The following is a 17,350-nucleotide window of genomic DNA, read 5'->3' on the forward strand; positions in this document are numbered from 1 at the left end:
GTGCGTTCGGGTCCAGATGGGTCCGGCAAGGGCGCGGGTGGCGCAAAGGGTGAGGTAGGAGCCGTGATTCGGGTCGAGAGGCGTCCGCCCGACACACGCACCGGATGCCCGGAGGGAGCCCGCGCACCGGCCGCTGGCACTCGGATCCCTGTCGGGAGCCGTCAGTGCAGGCCAGCGAGGAAGTGGCTAATCTCAGTCCTACGTTGTCTCGAAGCTCTGAGTTGCCGTGGAGTCAGCGGGTCGTGAGGTGTGCCGACCGAGCACGCGTCAGCCGTTGCCGCGCTCCACCAGCGTGGTCGGTACGACGATGGTCCGTGGCCGGGACTGCTCCCCGTCGATCCGCCGGAACAGCAACTCCGCTGCGACCCGGCCCATTTCACGGGCGTCGGATGAGACGACCGTCAGTGGGTGCGGCACCAGCGCGGCGGCCTCGAAGTCGTCAAAACCCACGATGGCCACGTCGCCGCCGGATCGGCTGAGGACCCCGAGCGCGCCGAGGGTGAGCCGGTTGGTGAGCGTGAAGAGAGCGGTGGGAGGCTCCGGCGACGCCAGCATCCGCTCCACCGCCGCCTGCGTGTCCGGCACGGTGTGCAGTCCGTCCCGGATGAGGTCCGGCCGGTAGGGCAGCCCGGCACGCTCCATCGCCGTCTCCGCGGCCGACAGTCGCTCGCGCATCGTGTAGATCGTCAGCCTGTCCGCCAGCACCCCGATGCGCTCATGCCCCCTGGCCACCAGGTAGTCGATGGCGCTGCGGGCCCCCTGCGCGTTGTCGATGAGCACGTTGTCGGCCCGCACATTGACGGGCGGGCGGTCGATGAACACCACCGGCGTGCCCGCCTCGATCTCGACGCGCAGGTACGTCTGGTCGCCGCCGGCCGGCACCACCAGCAACCCGCCGACCCGCCGCTCGCACATCTCCATCACCAGACCGCGTTCCCGGTCGCCGTCCTCGCCCGAAGTGGCCGTGAGGAGCATGGCGTTGTGATCGAGCGCGCACTCCGCGGCCCCGGCCGCCAGGCTCGAATAGAACGGGTTGGCCAGATCCTCGTCGATGACCAGTCCGATGGTGCCCGACGTGCTGCGCGAACGGAGGCTGCGTGCCATGTCGTTGCGCCGGAACCCCAGCTCCGAGACGGCGGCCAGAACACGTTCGGTGAGCGCGGGGTCGACCGTCGGCACATGGTTCACCACCCGCGACACGGTCTTGAGGCTGACGCCGGCCACGCGGGCGACATCGGCCATGGTGGGGCGGTTGGGGCCCGCGCCGGTCGTGGACGGTCTGCTCATCGGACTGGTGGCTCCTGACGCCGGCGCGATCGGGGAGTACCCACGTTATCCCGCCCCACCCGTCCGGTCGGCCGACGGAGGCGGGCCCGACCGCGGACCGCGCGGCGAAGGCCGTCCCACCGGACCTTGTCGTCCCACACGGCCCTGTCGACGGGGCGGGCAGGGCGTATTACGGTGCTCACCGTCATGGCAGAACGCTTGCCCCGCGCACCCGCGATGGCTGGAGGACACAGGACGTGATGGCTCGTCCATCCGGATCGGGGCCGGGCATCGGCCGGCGGTCACCGCGGTGAGCCCGCCGCGCGTCGCGCTGGCGGGTACCGGCGGCTACGGAGCGGTCCACTTCGACAACATCGAGCGTCTCGTCGGCGCGGGGCGCCTGCGCTTCGCCGGCTGCACCGATCTGCGTCCGCCAGGACCTGACATGGCGCGGCGCATCGCCACGCTCGGCGGGTCTTTCGCCGAGGACTACGACACCCTGCTCAAGGCGGAGCCCGACATCGTCGTGGTCGCCACGCCGCCGCATCTGCATCGCGGGATGGTCTGCGCCGCACACGCCGCCGGCGCGCACGTCCTGGTGGAAAAACCGCCGACCGTCCGGCTCGCCGATCTGGACGCCATGACAGCCGCCGCGTCGGCGGCCGACAGACTCTGCCAGGTGGGCTTCCAGAGCCTCGGTTCGGAAGCGCTCGTCCGACTGCGCAAGCTCATGGACGACGGCGAGTTGGGCGAGGTCACCCACATCGGAGCCACCGGCTGCTGGGCACGCTCGGACTCCTACTACACGCGGGCGCCCTGGGCCGGACGCCGACGGCTCGACGGTGTGGAGGTGGGCGACGGCGCACTGTCCAACCCGTTCGCGCATGCCGTGATGAACTGCCTGGCGCTGAGCGGCGTCGGCGCGTCCGAACTCCCGTACGCCGAGGCAGAGTTGTATCGGACCAGGCCGATCGAGGTCGAGGACACCGGCTGCCTGCGCCTGACCACCCCGGGCCGCCCCCCGATCACCATCGCCGTCACCCTGTGCGCCGAGACTCCGCGTCCCCCGTACGTACTGGTGCGCGGTGACCGGGGGAGCGCGCGATGGTGGTACCAGACCGATCGTCTGGAGATCGCGACGAACGGTCGGCCCGCCGTCACCACGGAGCACACCCGCGTCGACCTGCTGGACGATCTGCTCCAGGCGATCGACGGTCCGGAAGCCGACCTGCGGAGCCCGCTGCGTAGCACCCGGCCGTTCGTCGGAGTCGTCGAATGGCTGGCCGGTCGGCCGGTCCGCACCGTGGCGATCGGGGCGCGCCGCCGCCACGACGACGAACTCGGGCCGCGCAACAGCATCGTGGGCGTCGAAGAGGACATCGAGCGCGCGGTCGCGCAGTCGCGACTCTTCTCCGAGCTACGCCCCCGACCTGGATGGCTGTAGCACGATGCACCTGTCCGACACCGGTACGGCGATCGATCTCACCGTCGGGGGCGTGCGGCTCTACCGGTACGAGTACCGCCCGGAGCTGTCGGCCGAGTACGCGCCACGTCCGTATCTGCACCCGGTCGCCACCCGCGCCGGGGTGGTGGTCACCGACGCGGCACCGGACGACCATCCCTGGCACCACGGCATCGGGGCGGCCGTTCCGATGGTCGCCGGCTCGTCGTTCTGGGGTGGCCCGACCTACGTGTCCGGCCGAGGCTATGTCGCGCTGCCTGATCACGGCCGGATCGAGCACGTCGAGTGGCTGGACCAGGGGATCGCCGCCGAGGACACAGCCGGCGGTGGTGCGGACGACGCGGTTGGTGCCGGTGCCGGTGCCGGTGCCGACGTCGGTCCGGTCGCATCCCTGCGGCACCGCCTTGTCTGGGTCGGGCACGACGGCCGCCCGCTGCTGGCCGAGGACCGCGCGGTGACCGCCCGGCTGAACGCCGATCCCACGGTGTGGACGTTGCGCGTGGCGAGCCGACTGCGCAATCTCACGGACACACCGGTCGAGTTGGCGAGCCCGGCGACCGCCGGACGCGTCGGCGCCGGGTACGGCGGATGGTTCGTCCGCGCGGCGCCGCGGTTCCGCGCGGCCGACGTCGGTGACTCGGACGGGCGGCGTGACGAGGCCGTCCACGGCGAGCGGGCGGCGTCGGTCACGATGGCGTGCGCCACGGCGTCGATCACCGTGACGGCCGACCCGGTCGCCCGGGAACCGTGGTTCGTACGTCGCGCCGAGTATCCCGGCCTCGGTCCCGCGCTTGCCTTCCGTCGGCCCCTGCGGGTGGCTCCCGACGCCCAACTCACCCGCGCCTACCGGATCGACATCGCGGACCGGGGCCCACGGTATTGCGCGGGGAGGGTTGATGGCCCAGTCTAGGCAACCGGACGGCACGGGCGGCGGGCGCCCTGTGCGGGGGCGGACGGAACGAAAGCCGGTCACCGGCCGTGTGACGCCGGACCGGAGCCTGTGGCGATGGGCATGGTCGGCCCTCTACGCGGTCCACCACCGCGGTCCCACCACGCACCGTCCAGGCTCGGGAGGCCATGTGGAACCGGTGAGCCCCACACCATCGGCTGAAGGGGCGAGAACGGCCAATGTGTCGGTCGCGACTGCCTCGCGAACCCTCGGCAGCGGACCCCGGAGTCCTGGAACGGAGCGACGCGGGCGAGGCGTTGACACCCCGATGCGCTTAACCCGCGCACCGAGCACCACGGCACCGGTGAAGACACGTGGCCACACCAACGTCGTAGGACTGATCGTCCATGACATCAACGACCCGTACTTCTCCTCCATCGCCGCCGGGGTCATCGGGGCCGCCGACCAGCAGGACATGATCGTCACGCTGGCCGACACCAGGCGCAGTCCGGAGCGGGAACCGATGTATCTCGCGTCGCTGCGAAGACTCCGCTGCCGAGCGGTGATCCTCGCGGGCAGCCGCAGCACGGACCGCTCGTCGGAGGCACGCCTGCGGCAGGAGATCTCTTCCTTCACCAGCGGCGGTGGCCGGTTCGCCATGATCAGCCAACGGCTGCCCGGAGTGGACACGGTCCTGGTGGAGAACCGCGCGGGCGCCCGCGACCTGGCCCGCGAACTGTTCGACCTGGGACACCGCTCGTTCGCCGTCCTCGCCGGTCCGGCGTCGCTGCGGACCTCCCGCGACCGGGTCTCCGGATTCCGCCAAGGGCTGGCCGACCGGGGACTGCGGCTGGACCCCGCGCATGTGCTCCACGCCGACTTCACCCGTGACGGCGGGTTCGCCGCCGCCATGCGATGGCACCGTTCCGGCACCGGGGCGACATGCCTGTTCGCGGTCAACGACGTGATGGCGGTGGGCGCCATGGACGCCCTGCGCCAACTCGGCCTGACCCTGCCGGACGACGTCTCCATCGCCGGGTTCGACGGCATTCTCCCGCTCCGGGACATCTCACCCCTGGCGACGACCGTGCACATCCCGCTGGAGACCCTGGGGATGGAGGCGATGGGCCTGGTCCTCGCCGAGGACGCCGGCCTCACACCGAGGGTGAAGCGCATCCGCGGCACGGTCCGCCTCCGCGAAAGCACCCGTCCCCCGAACACGCGTCACGGCGATCCCGGTACCGAGGGGCGTGTGCACATCTGATCGATGTGGCATGATCCGCTGCCATGTCGCTGATACCCGCGTGGTCGTCAACAACGGTTCGTCGCCTGCTCGTTGTGCTGCTCGTATGGCTGGTGGCGGCGGGCGCCACCGTGTCCGACGCTGTCACGGCGCCGATGCCGAATACGGAGCTGCCCGACAGGGCGACGCCCGACGGGCTCCGGTACGACGTGCGTCTGCGCGCCGACACCGACGGCTCCCGCTGGACGGGCCGACAGACCGTGTCGCTGCGCAACACCGCCGACCAACCGCTGCGCGAGGTGTACGTACGGCTGTGGGGCAACGGCGAGGACAAGTGCGGCACACCCTACGCACCGCCCCGCGTGGAAGTGGCGGGGGTGAGTGGCGGCACCGCGGGCGGTCTCACCGTGAACTGCACCGCGCTGGCCATCACCCTGCCGAAGCCGCTCGCGCGCGGCGAACGCACGTCCGTCTCTTTCGACGTGTCCATCACCGTGCCCGAGCGCAACGCCCGCTTCGGCCGCGAGGGAGCGTTCCGTTTCCTCGGCAACGCGCTGCCGGTGCTCGCCGTGCACGACGACAAGGGGTGGCACCTCGATCCGTATGTGTCGACCGGCGAGAGTTTCTACGCTCTGGCCGGCGACTTCCGGGTGCGGATGGACCACCCCGCTGCCCTCAAGGTCCCGGCGACCGGCCGCACTTGGACCCGCCCCGGCAGCGCGGGACGCGCGGTCACGTGGAGCGTCGCGAACCGGGTGCGGGACTTCGCGTGGGCGGCCGGCCCGTTCCGGACCGCGACGGACGTGTCGCCCGGAGGCGTGCGCGTGAAGTCGTACTGGGCGCCCGACACACCTGCCGCGGGGGTGCGCCTGAACCGGGAGGAAGGCGTCGCCGCCATTGACCGTTTCGGCGAGGAGCTCGGCCGCTATCCGTACGGCGAGATCGACCTGGTGATGACCAGCGGGTTCGGCGGCGGCATGGAGTACCCGGGCCTGGTCCTGCTGGGCACCACCGAGGAGGGCAGCGCCGTCGTGCACGAGGTGGCTCACCAGTGGTGGTACGGCATCGTCGGCAACGACGAGTACGACGCGCCGTGGCTGGACGAAAGCTTCGCGCAGTACGCCAACGCACGTTTCCAGGGCTGGGACACGAGCGACTGCTGGTCGGACGTCTACTGGCCGAACGAGGGCACCGCGCTCACCAACTCCATGGCGTACTGGGCCGAGCACAGGAACGAGTACCACCACATCTACACGACCGGTTCCTGTGCCCTGGCACGCCTGGAGCTGACCCTCGGGTCCGACACCATGGCCGACCTGCTCAAGACATACGCCCGCGACCACTGGTACGGCGTCTCCACCACCGCCGACTTCAAAGATGCCGCCCAGTCCATGACGGACCAGGACCTGACCGCCTTCTGGGACGAGCACCGCATCCGCTGAGCCTGCTGTCGTCCACTTCAGACGCCGGTCAGGAACCAGCGTGGGACATGGAGAACTGGCTCAGAAGCGGTACGGGTTGCGGAGGTAGGTCAGGCTCAGGTCACCCGTGTTGCCGAAGTACCGGGAGATGAGGTAGGCGGGGTCGGTCGCGATCACGCCTGCCTGGAGGTCGCTGCCGTCGTTCGTGTCGTCCCAGGCCCAGGGAGTGTGCGCCGCGTTGTCCTTGCCGTTGTCGCCGCGGAACGCGCCCCACTTGGCGTACGTCTCACTGTTGTTGCGTCGGCCCCAGAGGCTGTCGGCCGCGGTGAGGTCGGTGAGTAGGTACCGCGCGTCCCGGTCGTTGCCTCCGGCCGGGACGGAGCCCGCACCACGGCTCGGCTTGTAGAGGATTCCGTCGCCGCCGGGGAAGTTGGCACCGTTCCAGGCATAGGCACCGTGACCGCGCGCTTCCTGAAAGCTCGTCGGATGCGCCGCGCCGTCGTAGTTCTGCATGATGACAGTGCCGTCGATGTTCTCGCGGCCGTCGGTGAAGGGGCTGCCCGGAGGGGTGTACGAGTAGAAGTTGTCGTGCGCGAGCGTCACGACGGCCTGGAGCGTGCCGTACTCACTGCCGTCCTTGCGGACGACTTCCACTTGGCCCTCCATGTCGTTCTCGTGCGAGAAGAGGTTCAGCGGGTAGTCCTTCCAGTCCCGGGGGTGGAAGAAGGCGTAGGTGATGTACCAGTGCGTCTGGGTCTCGACCACGGAGTAGTACGCGGTGCCGGTCAGCCGTGCGGTGTTGGCATCGAGGTTCTCCCAGTTGTTGAGGGTGTTCCAGTCGCCGTCGTAGTTCACTGGCGCCAGGTAGTCGGCGGTGTAGTACGCCGACGAGGTGTCCTGGTAATGCAAGGGCGCCCAGCGGTAGGCGAGGTCGGCGTCGCTGGGGGCCGCCTGAGCGGGCGGGGCGAGGAGCAGGGTGGTGGCGCTGACGAACGCGGCCGACAGGATGGCCAGAGCGGATCTCCAACGGGGCACGGCAGACCTCCGGTAAGGGGGAGACGGGGGTGACGACTCCCCATGCTCGGGGCCACCGGGCCGCGCACAAAGCCCAGGTCAATGAATGTTCAACCCAGACGCACGATTGTTCACCTGCCCGCTTTGGACCGTACCCAACTTCTCCTCAGTCCAGGACGGTTGAGGGTCCGTCAGCGACGACGACCCTGCTCGATTAACGTCGCACGTCTGGTTCGGTGGGGGCCCTTGGAAGACGGCATACTCAACGCGGCGTGCGCACTGAGTAACCAGTTGGGGATGGTGGTCCCGGCTGGCTACCCTCCGAGCCATGAGTGGAGCCGTGTTGGTGATCGAGTTGGCGGAGGCCGTCCCCCTCGCGTCGCTCCAACGAGTCCGCGAGTTTCTGGTTCGCTCCTCGGCGCGTTTTGAGGAGGAGCGGGTCGGCGAGTACGACGTGAGCATTCACGCGGAGAGCCTCGGCATCACGGAAATCGGGGACGTTGACGGGCGTCGGCCCCTCATGGTCTCGCTCATGGGACCCGGCATAAGCGACGAGGCCATCTTCGAAGCCGAACACGCCGACGATGTCGACCAGGAACCCCTTATCGGTTTCACCCGACCCACTCCGTCGACGTCATCGCGTTCTGCGACAGCCCCGTCGATCACGTCGCCACGGCCCTGCTGACCGACGCCGTCATGGACCTGATCGGCGGCGTCGCCTACGCCGAACTCCGAGTGGACCAGGTGCCAATCGTGGCGGGCCTTCCCGGCATCGTCGCAACGATGACCGATCCGTGGCCCGCCGCATACGGCTCAGCGGAATTCCTCAGAGCATGGGCCCAACAGCCCCACTTCCGGCTGCTGAAGTAGCCTGGTCGCCGCGCTCGCGGCGCGCGAGGGCGTGCGGGTCGGCGGGGAAACGGCCGGAGTGGGGAACGGCAAGTGACCACGTCCGAGCGGATCACCACGACCGGACTGCGGCTCGGCAACGCCCCGGTCAGCTACGGCGTCTACGGCGAGGGCGCGGGCGGTGACGGCGCCTCCGGCGATGCCCTGCTCGCCTCGATGGCCGAGGCCGGTTACGAGGACAGCGAACTCGGCCCACCCGGATTCTTCGGCACCCCCGAGGAGACCGCCGCCCTGTTCGCCCGCCACGGCCTGGCCGCCGTCGGCGCCTACATCCCGGTCCACTACGCGCTCGGCGATGACGTCGTCGCGTACGACATGCGGCGTATGGAAAGGTGCGGGCTCCGGCCGGTTTCGATCTGGGCGGGGATCCCGGATGGACAATCCCCATGCCGTCGCCTCCGTGAACGATCCCACCCACCCGGCGCCGGCGATCTGACCGCGCCGCCCGTCGTCGTCCCGGCCGGCGCCTACCCTCCCACGGCGTCACCGTACAGTGCGATCCGGGCGGCGACCGGCAGATGGTCGCTGCCGGTGGCGGGCAGGGTGCGGATGCGGCCGACGGTCGCCGAGCGGGTCATGATCTGGTCGATTCGGGCCACGGGGAAGGCGGCAGGGAAGCTGAAGGCGAAACCTCGCTTCGCCACGTTCATCTGTGAGGTGAGCGGGGCCAGCCCACGGTCGTCGACCGTGCCGTTGAGGTCGCCCAGCAGGATCACCGTTCTCAGCTTCTCGGCGGCGACGGCCTTGCCCAGCAGGTCAGCGCTTTCGTCGCGCCAGGAGGATTCGAGGCCGCTCGCCCGGACACGGATCGAGGGCAGGTGCGCGACGTACGCCGCGATGTCACCGTGCGGCGTGTGGACCACGGCCCGCAGCCCGCGACTCCAAGTCTCCGTGATCCCAGGGGGTTTGATGTCCACCAGGCGAGTACCCGTGAGCGGATGCTTCGACCAGAGTCCGACGGTGCCCTGGACTGTGTGGTACGGGTAGTCCGGGGCGAGAGTCTTCCGGTAGACCGGCAGTGCCGGGGGCACCAACTCCTGTAGCGCGATGAGATCGGGCTCGGCGTCAGCCAGGGCGCGGGCCGTGCGCGCCGGGTCGCTGTTCTCGTCGCTGACATTGTGCTGTACCACGACCATGTCGTTCGGGCGGGACTTCGCCCCGGGCAGGAGCAACTCGCCGAAGAGGTACGTCCATGCCGCCGCCGGCAGCAGCAGGGCCACCAGCGCGATGGCTGAACGGCGCAGCAGAGCCAGGCCGAGCAGCGCCACGACCACCAGGCCGAGCCAAGGCAGGAACGCTTCCAGCAAACTGCCCAGGCGCCCGGGGGAGTTGGGCACGGTCCGGTGGAACGCCAGTAGCCCGGCTGTCAGCACCGCGAACGCTGCGAGCACTCGCCCTCGAGTCCAGACCGACCGTGCCCTTCCGTCCCCCTTGTTGCCATCACTCGGAATCCGCTGCCCAGCCCGGCGCACCGCTGCCTTCACCGTCGACGTCACACCGCTGTCCGCCTTCTGCACCTGGCTTCCCATCCGCTAGTCCTCGCTCCCCAAGACGGGTCACCAGGTGAATCAGTTTCCGTTTTCCCCGTGGAGGAGCCGTCGGTGCCGGGTCTGGCCGCCAAGGACTGCGTGGACATCCAGGTCTGCGTCGAGGCGATCGACGAAAGCAGGCAGATCGGGCTGCTTACGGCGATCGGCTTCCGCCGCCGCCCCGAACCCTGGAACCGCGTTGAGATCTCCGGTGGCGAGGAGTGTCGCAAGTTGGTGTTCGCGCCGCCTGTCGGCGCCCGCAGGTGCAACGTGCATCTGCGTGAGGACGGCGGTCCGAACGTCCGCTTCGCCCTGCTCTTCCGCGACTACTTGCGCGCCGATGAAACTGCCCGTCGCTCGTGGGGAGCGTTCAAGAAACGCCTGTCCCTCACCGTTCCGGACCTGCTGGACTACGGGCAGATCAAGGCTCCGGCCACGGAGGTACTCATGACGGCGGCCGAACTCTGCGCAGCCGAAACCCGGCTGGCACCCTGGCTTTGTTCACGAGTAGCGGTTCTGGCTGGGGTTCTGTGACTGGTGACGCTGTGTCATGGCTCAAAGTCAAAGAGCGGGATGGTGGGTTGCGGTGGGGCAAGTACCACGCGAAGGCGATTGAGCAGTGCACGCCATCGTCTCTCGTCATCTGGGTCGACCCAGTTCGAGGCTAGCCCGGACTCGTCGCTGACAATGCGTGCGAGGGCCTCGTCGCCAAGCGTCCAAAGATCGGTGGGGAAGGCCGGCATTGGTGTTTCAGGGCCGTAGGGCGTGTCGACAGGGTCGCCGTCTGGGCATTGCGCCGCGATCAATGCGGAGGCGGCCACCGCCTCTTCCGCCTCCACGAGGTAGCCAGTGGCGTCGACGGTTCGGGTGAGGACACCTCGGATCAGGGCTTCGCGTTCCTCGGGCTTGGCGTCGTCGAGAGCGTTGGCGAAATCCGCCGCTGTGTCGTTGTCGAAGGGGCCGGTGTCCCAGGTGCCCATGTTGATCTCCTTGCGTAGGTTCGCCGGGATCCTCGCATCAGCCACCGACAACACCGGTCGGTGGTGGCATGGCACACCGTCACAGGCCATGGCGAACCGATTTCCTCCAACTCCAACTCCAACACCGGCGCTGGAGTTGGCGCCGAGCGGCGTCGGCGTGCGGTGGGGCGGGACCCCGCCCAGGAGGTCCCGCCCCCTCTTCAACGGGTCATGCGGCAATGGGCCATGCGGCTGGGCTCAGAAGCGGTCCGGGGCACGTTCCGGGAGCGGAGAGCCGGGGAGCGAGTCCCGCTTCTGGTTCTTTCGTGCCTCCGCGTTCGAGCCGGCCGTCGCCTGGCAACTCACGTCCTTCGCCGGAAGTTTGCCGGTGAGTAGGTAGCGGGTGACCGTGCCGTCGGTGCAGGCGTTGCCGTTCGGGTAGACGCCGTGGCCTTCGCCGCCGAGGACGGTGACCATTTTCGAACGTTTGAGGTCGGCGTGCAGGGCCTGACCGCTGGGCAGCGGGGTCTGCGAGTCCCACTCGTTCTGGACGACCAGGGAGCCGACCTTGTTGTTCACCTTGGTCACCGGTTCTGCGGACCTGTCCCAGAACGCGCAGGGTTTGATGCTGGACGCGAAGTCACCGTAGAGCGGGTAACGGCCCTTGTCCTCGATGGCGTCCTGCCGGTAGCTCTCAGGATCGCGGGACCACGCGGCCGAGTTGTCGCCGCACACCACGGCCCAGAAGCTCGCCGTCATGTTGTCGGCCGGCACCCCGGAGGCACCGGCGGCGCCTGCCGTTCCGGTCCCCTTGGATCCGGCGAACGCCCCGAGCTTCGTCGCGGAGGCGGGCTCGCCGGCCGCGGCCTTCTTCAGCTCCACGAACGCCTCGGTAGCCATCTCCGGGGTGAAGACCGCCTGGCGCATACCGCTGCGGATGTCATCACCGGTGACCGGCTGCCCGTCCAACTCGATGGGCTTCTCGGTGGCCTGCGCGACCAGGTCCCAGAAGGTCCGGTCGACCTTCTTGGGGGTGTCACCGAGGCCGTACTTCTCCGAACGCGCGGCGGCCCACTCGGTCCACCGGTCGAACGCGGGCTCGGCGCCCTCCGCCCACCACTGGATCATCCCTCGCCACGCGCGCGCCGGATCGACCGCGCTGTCCAGCACGAACCGGTCGGCCCGGCCTGGGAAGAGCTGGGTGTAGACGGCGCCCAGGTAAGTACCGTACGAGTAACCCACGTACGAGATCTTCTTCTCACCGAGGATCGCCCGGAGCAGATCCATGTCGCGCGCGGTGTTGCGCGTGGTGATGTGGGGGAGCGTGTCGCCCGCTTTCTCCCTGCACTTGTTCGCGACGTCGCGTGCCCAGGCGACGTCCTTTTCGAACGTCTCTTCCTTGTACGGCCGTAGCCAGTCCTCCTCCTCGGGCTCCAGACCGCAGGAAACCGGGCTGCTCCGTCCCACACCGCGCGGGTCGAAGCCGATGAGGTCGTACTTCCGCTGTGCGGACTTGGGGAGGCTCTCCTGCATCGACAGCGGCATGTAGAGCCCCTGCCCACCCGGGCCGCCGGGATTGGAGAACAGGACACCGTGCCGATTGCCGGGCGCGGTGGTCTTGATCCGGGATATGGCCAGGTCGATCCGCTTGCCCCTGGGAACCCGGTAGTCCAGCGGGACCTTGATCGTGGCGCACTCGAACTCCGCCGGAGAGTCGGCTCCACACCGCTTCCACTTCGGCCTCTGCTTCACATACCGCTCCAGCGCGCCGTTGGTGGCGGACGAGGCGGCGGCCTGCGGGGTGGCGGCCGGAGCCGCGCTGGCCGTTGAGGTGGCGAGTGCGGGAGCCAGCGTTGCCGTGACACTTACGGCCAACAGGGGCGCGAGACGTCGTCTGCGCACGATATCGATCCTTCCGGTCGCATGTTCGGACAGGAAAGATCCTTCAGGTACCACCCAGGCATGCGGATCCCTCGCCGGGTTGCACCTCCCCTCCACCCTGGGAATGACACAACGGAGGTGGCTGGTACCCGAGTTGTAGGGGACCGGGCCGCTCTCAGCGATGGACGGTACCCGCATCGGCGACGGGACGAACGAACGGGAGACGCCGGGGTCTGGCTCGGATCCTGGATCAGGCCGACCGCGCGCTGCTCTCCTCGTGGTACTGCCGCACGGCGGCCGCGGCGAAGGCACGGGTGTGGCACGGCACTTGCAAGGCCCGGACTGTACGTGGGTGCTGTGGTGCGCCGGGCCCGGCGCGGCGGCGGCAGGGCTGGGGGCTGCCTGTACGGCCGTGGGGCTTTGATCACAGTCAACTTGCCTGTGGCGCACCGAACTTGCGGATCCGCCGCCCCATCTCGTCAGTTATGTGTTCCACCTGGTCGCGCCGGGTGCCTTGCACGGCTTCCGCAGGCCCGGCACGTGGATCACAGCCCCCTTGGGACGGGCGGCCGGGACCTCGGCGACGACCGGGAGGATCTCGATCGCGGTGGGCCCGGCCGGAAGTCCTGGTTCTGCTCTTCAGAGGCTGCTGGCGGTGATGTCGCCCTGGGAAGTGGTGGCGCGGATGTCGAGTTCGGCGGTGCCATCGTTCTTGAGGGTGTTGCTGATGCGGCCGTGGTCGGTGCCGGCGTCCAGGGTGGCCGAGACGCCGGTGGCGGCGGCGACCGAAATGTCGCCGGACTCAGTACGGAGCACGACCGTGCCGCGTACGGCTTCGGCGATCCGGATGTCGCCCCTTGCGGTGCTGATCTCCGCGGGGCCGTTGAGCCGGCCGACCTCGACGTCGCCGTCGACCGCGGTGAGGCGGACGCTCGCGGCCTCGTCGATCTTGATCTGGCGGTACGCGCCTTCGAAGACGATGTCGCCGAGGCGTCCGACGCCGCGGAGTTCGGTGCTGGCGGCCTTGGCCTCGATGCGGGAGTCGGCGGGCAGTTGGACGGTGACCTCCAGGGATCCGGAGGGGCCGAAGAGTTGGTTGTCGGAGGTCCGGGCCGTGATCCGCAGGACGCCGTCGGCGTAGGCGACGGTGGTCTGCTCGGCCATCTTGGTGTCGCGGCTCTTGGAGGGGTTGGCGGGCAGGACCTCGACGGTGGTGTCGGCGCGGTCCGCTGCGATGAACTGGACGCGTCCGGCGGGGATGTTCAGGACGGCGGAGATCGGGGCGGGGGTGTCGAACTTCTGCATCGTGCTCTCCTGTGGTCGTTCTGCGTTTCTGACACCAGAAACGCTACGTTGCTTTCCTGAGTCCGACAATGCATCCGTTGCGTAGGATCAGTATTTACGCAGGTAGATGCCGAGTAATCGTTGCAACGACTTTGAATTCAACGCAACGATAGCTATTCTGATCATTGCAATGGATGTGAAGTGAACGCTATGATGGGGGATCAGGGACCGCTACGAAGAATCACCGAGGAGATCGCGATGCCGGGAGGCAGGCTCACCCAGTCCGAACGCCAGCAGATCGCGCTGGGGCTGGCCGACAGCCTCCCTTACGCCGAGATCGCCCGACGCCTCGACCGTCCGACCTCGACGATCACGCGTGAGGTGATGCGCAACGGCGGCCCCACCGCCTATCGCGCCGACTTGGCCCACCGTGCCACCGAACGCCGAGCCCACCGGCGCAGGAAGGCTGTGCCCAGAGGGCAGGGAGCGCCTGCGCCGAGTCACGGGCGCGACACCGAGGCGGTGCGCGAGTACGAGGAGTCCTTCACCACCCTCCTGATGCAACAGGGCATGCCCAAGATGACGGCTCGGGTGCTGACCAGCCTCTTCATCGCCGACGCGGGCAGCCTCACCGCGTCCGAACTCGTCCAGCACCTCCAGGTCAGCCCGGCGTCCATCTCCAAAGCGATCGCGGTCCTCGAAGAGCAGGGCCTCATCCGCCGGGAACGTGACGAACGCCGCCGCGAGCGCTACTTCGTTGACGACAATGTCTGGTACCAGTCGACGATCGAGAGCGCCCGCCGCATCGCCCAGGTCGCGGAGACCGCACGGCAGGGCGTCGGCATCCTCGGCCGCGACAGCCCGGCCGCCGCCCGCCTGGAGAACATCGCCCGCTTCAGCGACTTCATCAGCGAGAGCATCCTCCGCGCGACGGAGCAGGTCCGCGAGGTCCTCGACACGAAACCCGAAGCGAACTGAGCTTGTTCTTCAACGTCTGAGCCTACGCAGGACCTTGGGCCAAGAGATGCCGGTCTCTCGCACCACAGTCCCGGCTCGTGACCGATCCTGCCCACCGCACGGCTGCGGAGCCGCGCCGGTGGCTGTGGACGTGGGCAGACAGGAACAGCCAAAGAATTGGCTATGTGGCCCATTCCGGCTTCGGCGGTTCCCTGGGCGACCAAGCCACCATCAGGGCGAACGACCCCGGCATCAACCCACTCGGGACCGTCAGGTACTGGGGTGGCACATTGTGCCCTGGGCGGCGACAGCGGGGGAGCAGTGCGTCTACTGACGGCCAGTCGTCCCCAGTTGTCGCAACCGGTGAACCTTTCCCAGGCCAACAGCGTCACGGGGACATGGCCGTCAACCAGACGTCATTCCTCAATTCCGGGAGCACACATGCGGATCAGGTCCTCGCGGTCCGTCAGCCTGCTTGTTGCGGTGCCCCTGGCTGCCACCGGCTTGGGGACTGTCGCCGGTTGCGGCAGCCAGCAGGAGGCCAGCGTCAGTACACAGGCGCCGGCCGACCGTGCCCGGCAAGTTGCCGCAGCCTGGGACGGTTCACCTGCGGCTGCCGCGTGGCGCGCCGGCTACTACCCGGTGGGCGAAGTGATGCAGCTGCCGCAAGGCGGCCTGCGTGGCAAGAATGACAAGCACGCCTACGAAGACCAGAGCTTCGTTCTGCAGGGAACCCTGCCCGCCACCCGGCCGAAGAACGGTCGGGTGGCTTGGGCCGGAGGGGGGTCGCTCACGAGGCCGCTGTTGGCAGCCGATGAGTCGTACGAGACCCTGGCCGGCGGCCACGTCGACGGAAAGCCCCACCTCACAGTGACCGGAGCGAAACTGGGTGAGATGAGGGTCGCCACCAGCCGTGGACCGGCGGTGGTACCGGCCTGGTTGTTCACCCTGGACGGCTACGACTCTCCCCTCAAGCAGGCCGCTGTCATGCCGTCGAAACTCCCCCGGCCGCCGATCAAGAGGGCCAGCGATGTCCCTGGCTATCCGCTCAACCGGCTGGTCCAGATTTCCGCAGACGGGCGATCGGTGACCGTGGTCGCTCTTCACGGCGTCTGCGACGACGGCCCCGTGGTGGACGTACTGGAAACGCCCGACAGCGTGGTGCTGTCAGCCTCCGTCAAGGACCGCAAGGACGGTGACACCTGCACCAAGCAGGGCAAGTTGCAGGAGGTGACGGTGCAACTGGACCGACCTGCGGGCGACCGCGTCCTGCTCGACGGGGTCACCGGCCGGCCGGTTCCCTTCAAGCCGCCGCACGGGCCCTCGCCGAGTTGGAGCTGAGCTCGGGGGACGTTCATCGAAGCGACGGGCCAACACAGAACGCTGGCCGAAACCGGGTGCCCAGGCTTCGGCTTGCGCCCGCAATTGTTGACACTGCGTGTGCAAGGCTTCACGATCAAGATTCTTATGATCGCACCCGGTTGCCGCGCTCGGACGCCGCCTCCGGTACGTATCGCTTGGAGCCCGGAGGTCCTGCATTGGGCGTTCGCAGAGCACGAGGCACCGTGGTCTGTATCGGTGCCGCAGCACTGCTGACCGTGCTCTCGACGTCGGCCTGCATGCGCGGCACGGCAGGGGACGAGGCCGAGAGGATGCGGACGGCGCTGCAACCGCTGCACGATGCCGGCTCTTTCCGGATGGCAGGGAAGCTTCGAGCGGCTGACGGGACCACGACCGCGTTCAACGTGCAGTTGGACGGGCGCGGGAACTGCAAGGGAACGCTGGGCGCGGCAGAGAGCCTGCTTGTGGGTAAACGCGTCTGGACGCGTTGGCAGGATGCCGCATTGCCGGACGCGGTCAGTTCCCTGAACGGCGGTCCTCTCGACCCGGTGGACCCGGCCGCCGACCCGAGCGAGGACACGGAATCGGCCGTCATGAAGCTGCTCAGAGGCGCGTACATGGTCACCGATCTCCCAGCCGACAAACCGTCCGCAGAGGGCATCGCCCCCGTGTGCCAGGCGGGTGCGCTGCTTGCCGGCGCGGGCAGCGGTACCGACGACGTCACCAGCGATACGGTCGTGGATGGCGCGGGCGAACGGTTGCAGCAGCTGACCCGTGCCACGGGACCGGTCACGGTCCGGGTTCTCGTACCGGTTGACGGCGAGCCCACCGTGCGACGTGCGGAGTACACGGTGGACGGTGGCCGATCTCTGAGCGCCACGTTCACCGACCTGGGCGACCCTTTGACCGTGAGATTTCCAAGGGACGCTCCGACAGTAGCCTCAGCCGACGTGCTCGCGCTCCTCGGCTGAGCCGCACCGCCGGGCGCGATCGGCGTCCCGCTTTCGGCCGCCTCCCTACTGACCGGCCGGGGAGGTCGTTTGGGGCTGGGACGGCAACTTCCGCGAAGTCGAACAGATCGACTCCGGCGTCCTCAACACAGACGCCACCCTGGTTGCCCTCACCGTCGGCGGCAACGACGCGGGCTTCCCGAGCGTCGTGGCCGAGTCGGCGGCAGACCACCCGCCCTTCGACC

At 68.8% G+C, this 17,350-nt stretch carries 14 protein-coding genes and 1 pseudogene; 9 read left to right on the forward strand and 6 right to left on the reverse strand.

Translation table 11 applies throughout. From position 1 onward, the window contains the following. Positions 1-267: 267 nt before the first annotated feature. Entirely contained in the window at positions 268-1,287 is a 1,020-nt protein-coding gene (locus ACFVT5_RS14035; RefSeq protein ID WP_389885988.1) for a LacI family DNA-binding transcriptional regulator, read from the reverse strand. Between the two features lie 289 nt (positions 1,288-1,576). Here ACFVT5_RS14035 and ACFVT5_RS14040 point away from each other — a divergent pair, with 289 nt between their 5' ends. The 4 genes from ACFVT5_RS14040 (at position 1,577) to ACFVT5_RS14055 (ending at position 6,302) form a co-directional block, all read left to right on the forward strand. Beyond that, entirely contained in the window at positions 1,577-2,710 is a 1,134-nt protein-coding gene (locus ACFVT5_RS14040; RefSeq protein ID WP_389885991.1) for a Gfo/Idh/MocA family protein, read from the forward strand. A 4-nt stretch (positions 2,711-2,714) separates the two neighbouring features. Next, on the forward strand, positions 2,715-3,638 hold the full coding sequence (locus tag ACFVT5_RS14045; RefSeq protein WP_389885994.1) for a PmoA family protein: 924 nt from the start codon (positions 2,715-2,717) through the stop codon (positions 3,636-3,638). A 343-nt stretch (positions 3,639-3,981) separates the two neighbouring features. After that, the gene (locus ACFVT5_RS14050; RefSeq protein ID WP_389885996.1) at positions 3,982-4,881 is read left to right on the forward strand and encodes a LacI family DNA-binding transcriptional regulator; all 900 of its coding nucleotides are present in this window, start codon (positions 3,982-3,984) and stop codon (positions 4,879-4,881) included. A 23-nt stretch (positions 4,882-4,904) separates the two neighbouring features. Next, positions 4,905-6,302, forward strand: a complete 1,398-nt coding sequence (locus tag ACFVT5_RS14055) for a M1 family metallopeptidase (RefSeq protein ID WP_389885999.1) — start codon at positions 4,905-4,907, stop codon at positions 6,300-6,302. A gap of 60 nt (positions 6,303-6,362) precedes the next feature. Here the strand turns inward: ACFVT5_RS14055 and ACFVT5_RS14060 are convergent, their stop codons facing one another. Then, positions 6,363-7,316 (reverse strand): hypothetical protein, encoded by a 954-nt coding sequence (locus ACFVT5_RS14060; RefSeq protein ID WP_389886002.1) that lies wholly within the window; start codon positions 7,314-7,316, stop codon positions 6,363-6,365. A gap of 307 nt (positions 7,317-7,623) precedes the next feature. Here ACFVT5_RS14060 and ACFVT5_RS14065 point away from each other — a divergent pair. Further along, positions 7,624-8,165, forward strand: a pseudogene (locus ACFVT5_RS14065) (DUF6368 family protein). A gap of 506 nt (positions 8,166-8,671) precedes the next feature. Here ACFVT5_RS14065 and ACFVT5_RS14070 read toward each other — a convergent pair. After that, positions 8,672-9,595: an endonuclease/exonuclease/phosphatase family protein gene (locus ACFVT5_RS14070; protein WP_389886004.1), complete on the reverse strand. Its 924-nt coding sequence runs from the start codon at positions 9,593-9,595 to the stop codon at positions 8,672-8,674. Between the two features lie 195 nt (positions 9,596-9,790). Between ACFVT5_RS14070 and ACFVT5_RS14075 the strand changes: the two genes are divergently transcribed. After that, positions 9,791-10,267: a GrpB family protein gene (locus tag ACFVT5_RS14075; RefSeq protein WP_389886007.1), complete on the forward strand. Its 477-nt coding sequence runs from the start codon at positions 9,791-9,793 to the stop codon at positions 10,265-10,267. A 14-nt stretch (positions 10,268-10,281) separates the two neighbouring features. Here the strand turns inward: ACFVT5_RS14075 and ACFVT5_RS14080 are convergent, their stop codons facing one another. The 3 genes from ACFVT5_RS14080 to ACFVT5_RS14090 form a co-directional block, all read right to left on the reverse strand. Next, positions 10,282-10,713: a DUF4259 domain-containing protein gene (locus ACFVT5_RS14080; protein ID WP_389886010.1), complete on the reverse strand. Its 432-nt coding sequence runs from the start codon at positions 10,711-10,713 to the stop codon at positions 10,282-10,284. A 237-nt stretch (positions 10,714-10,950) separates the two neighbouring features. Further along, positions 10,951-12,594 carry an alpha/beta hydrolase gene (locus ACFVT5_RS14085; protein ID WP_389886013.1) on the reverse strand — a complete coding sequence of 548 codons (1,644 nt, stop codon included), beginning with the start codon at positions 12,592-12,594 and terminating at the stop codon, positions 10,951-10,953. A gap of 618 nt (positions 12,595-13,212) precedes the next feature. Further along, positions 13,213-13,878 (reverse strand): DUF4097 family beta strand repeat-containing protein, encoded by a 666-nt coding sequence (locus ACFVT5_RS14090; RefSeq protein WP_389886016.1) that lies wholly within the window; start codon positions 13,876-13,878, stop codon positions 13,213-13,215. A 237-nt stretch (positions 13,879-14,115) separates the two neighbouring features. Here ACFVT5_RS14090 and ACFVT5_RS14095 point away from each other — a divergent pair, with 237 nt between their 5' ends. The 3 genes from ACFVT5_RS14095 to ACFVT5_RS14105 all read left to right on the forward strand — a co-directional run bounded on the left by ACFVT5_RS14095 (position 14,116) and on the right by ACFVT5_RS14105 (position 17,126). Continuing rightward, positions 14,116-14,835, forward strand: a complete 720-nt coding sequence (locus ACFVT5_RS14095; RefSeq protein WP_389886018.1) for a helix-turn-helix domain-containing protein — start codon at positions 14,116-14,118, stop codon at positions 14,833-14,835. Between the two features lie 420 nt (positions 14,836-15,255). Beyond that, on the forward strand, positions 15,256-16,155 hold the full coding sequence (locus ACFVT5_RS14100) for a hypothetical protein (RefSeq protein ID WP_389886021.1): 900 nt from the start codon (positions 15,256-15,258) through the stop codon (positions 16,153-16,155). A gap of 278 nt (positions 16,156-16,433) precedes the next feature. After that, positions 16,434-17,126, forward strand: a complete 693-nt coding sequence (locus tag ACFVT5_RS14105) for a hypothetical protein (protein ID WP_389886023.1) — start codon at positions 16,434-16,436, stop codon at positions 17,124-17,126. The last annotated feature ends 224 nt before the right edge of the window (positions 17,127-17,350 follow it).

The sequence above is a fragment of the Streptomyces sp. NPDC058001 genome (assembly GCF_042886315.1).
GTDB lineage: Bacteria > Actinomycetota > Actinomycetes > Streptomycetales > Streptomycetaceae > Streptomyces.

What these genes read in the sequence shown, in the direction of transcription:
- ACFVT5_RS14055 (WP_389885999.1), top strand. Translation starts at nt 4,905, where the DNA reads ATGTCGCTGATACCCGCGTGGTCGTCAACAACGGTTCGTCGCCTGCTC.
- ACFVT5_RS14045 (WP_389885994.1), top strand. Translation starts at nt 2,715, where the DNA reads ATGCACCTGTCCGACACCGGTACGGCGATCGATCTCACCGTCGGGGGC.
- ACFVT5_RS14105 (WP_389886023.1), top strand. Translation starts at nt 16,434, where the DNA reads ATGCGCGGCACGGCAGGGGACGAGGCCGAGAGGATGCGGACGGCGCTG.
- ACFVT5_RS14095 (WP_389886018.1), top strand. Translation starts at nt 14,116, where the DNA reads ATGCCGGGAGGCAGGCTCACCCAGTCCGAACGCCAGCAGATCGCGCTG.
- ACFVT5_RS14035 (WP_389885988.1), bottom strand. Translation starts at nt 1,287, where the DNA reads ATGAGCAGACCGTCCACGACCGGCGCGGGCCCCAACCGCCCCACCATG.
- ACFVT5_RS14080 (WP_389886010.1), bottom strand. Translation starts at nt 10,713, where the DNA reads ATGGGCACCTGGGACACCGGCCCCTTCGACAACGACACAGCGGCGGAT.
- ACFVT5_RS14090 (WP_389886016.1), bottom strand. Translation starts at nt 13,878, where the DNA reads ATGCAGAAGTTCGACACCCCCGCCCCGATCTCCGCCGTCCTGAACATC.
- ACFVT5_RS14100 (WP_389886021.1), top strand. Translation starts at nt 15,256, where the DNA reads ATGCGGATCAGGTCCTCGCGGTCCGTCAGCCTGCTTGTTGCGGTGCCC.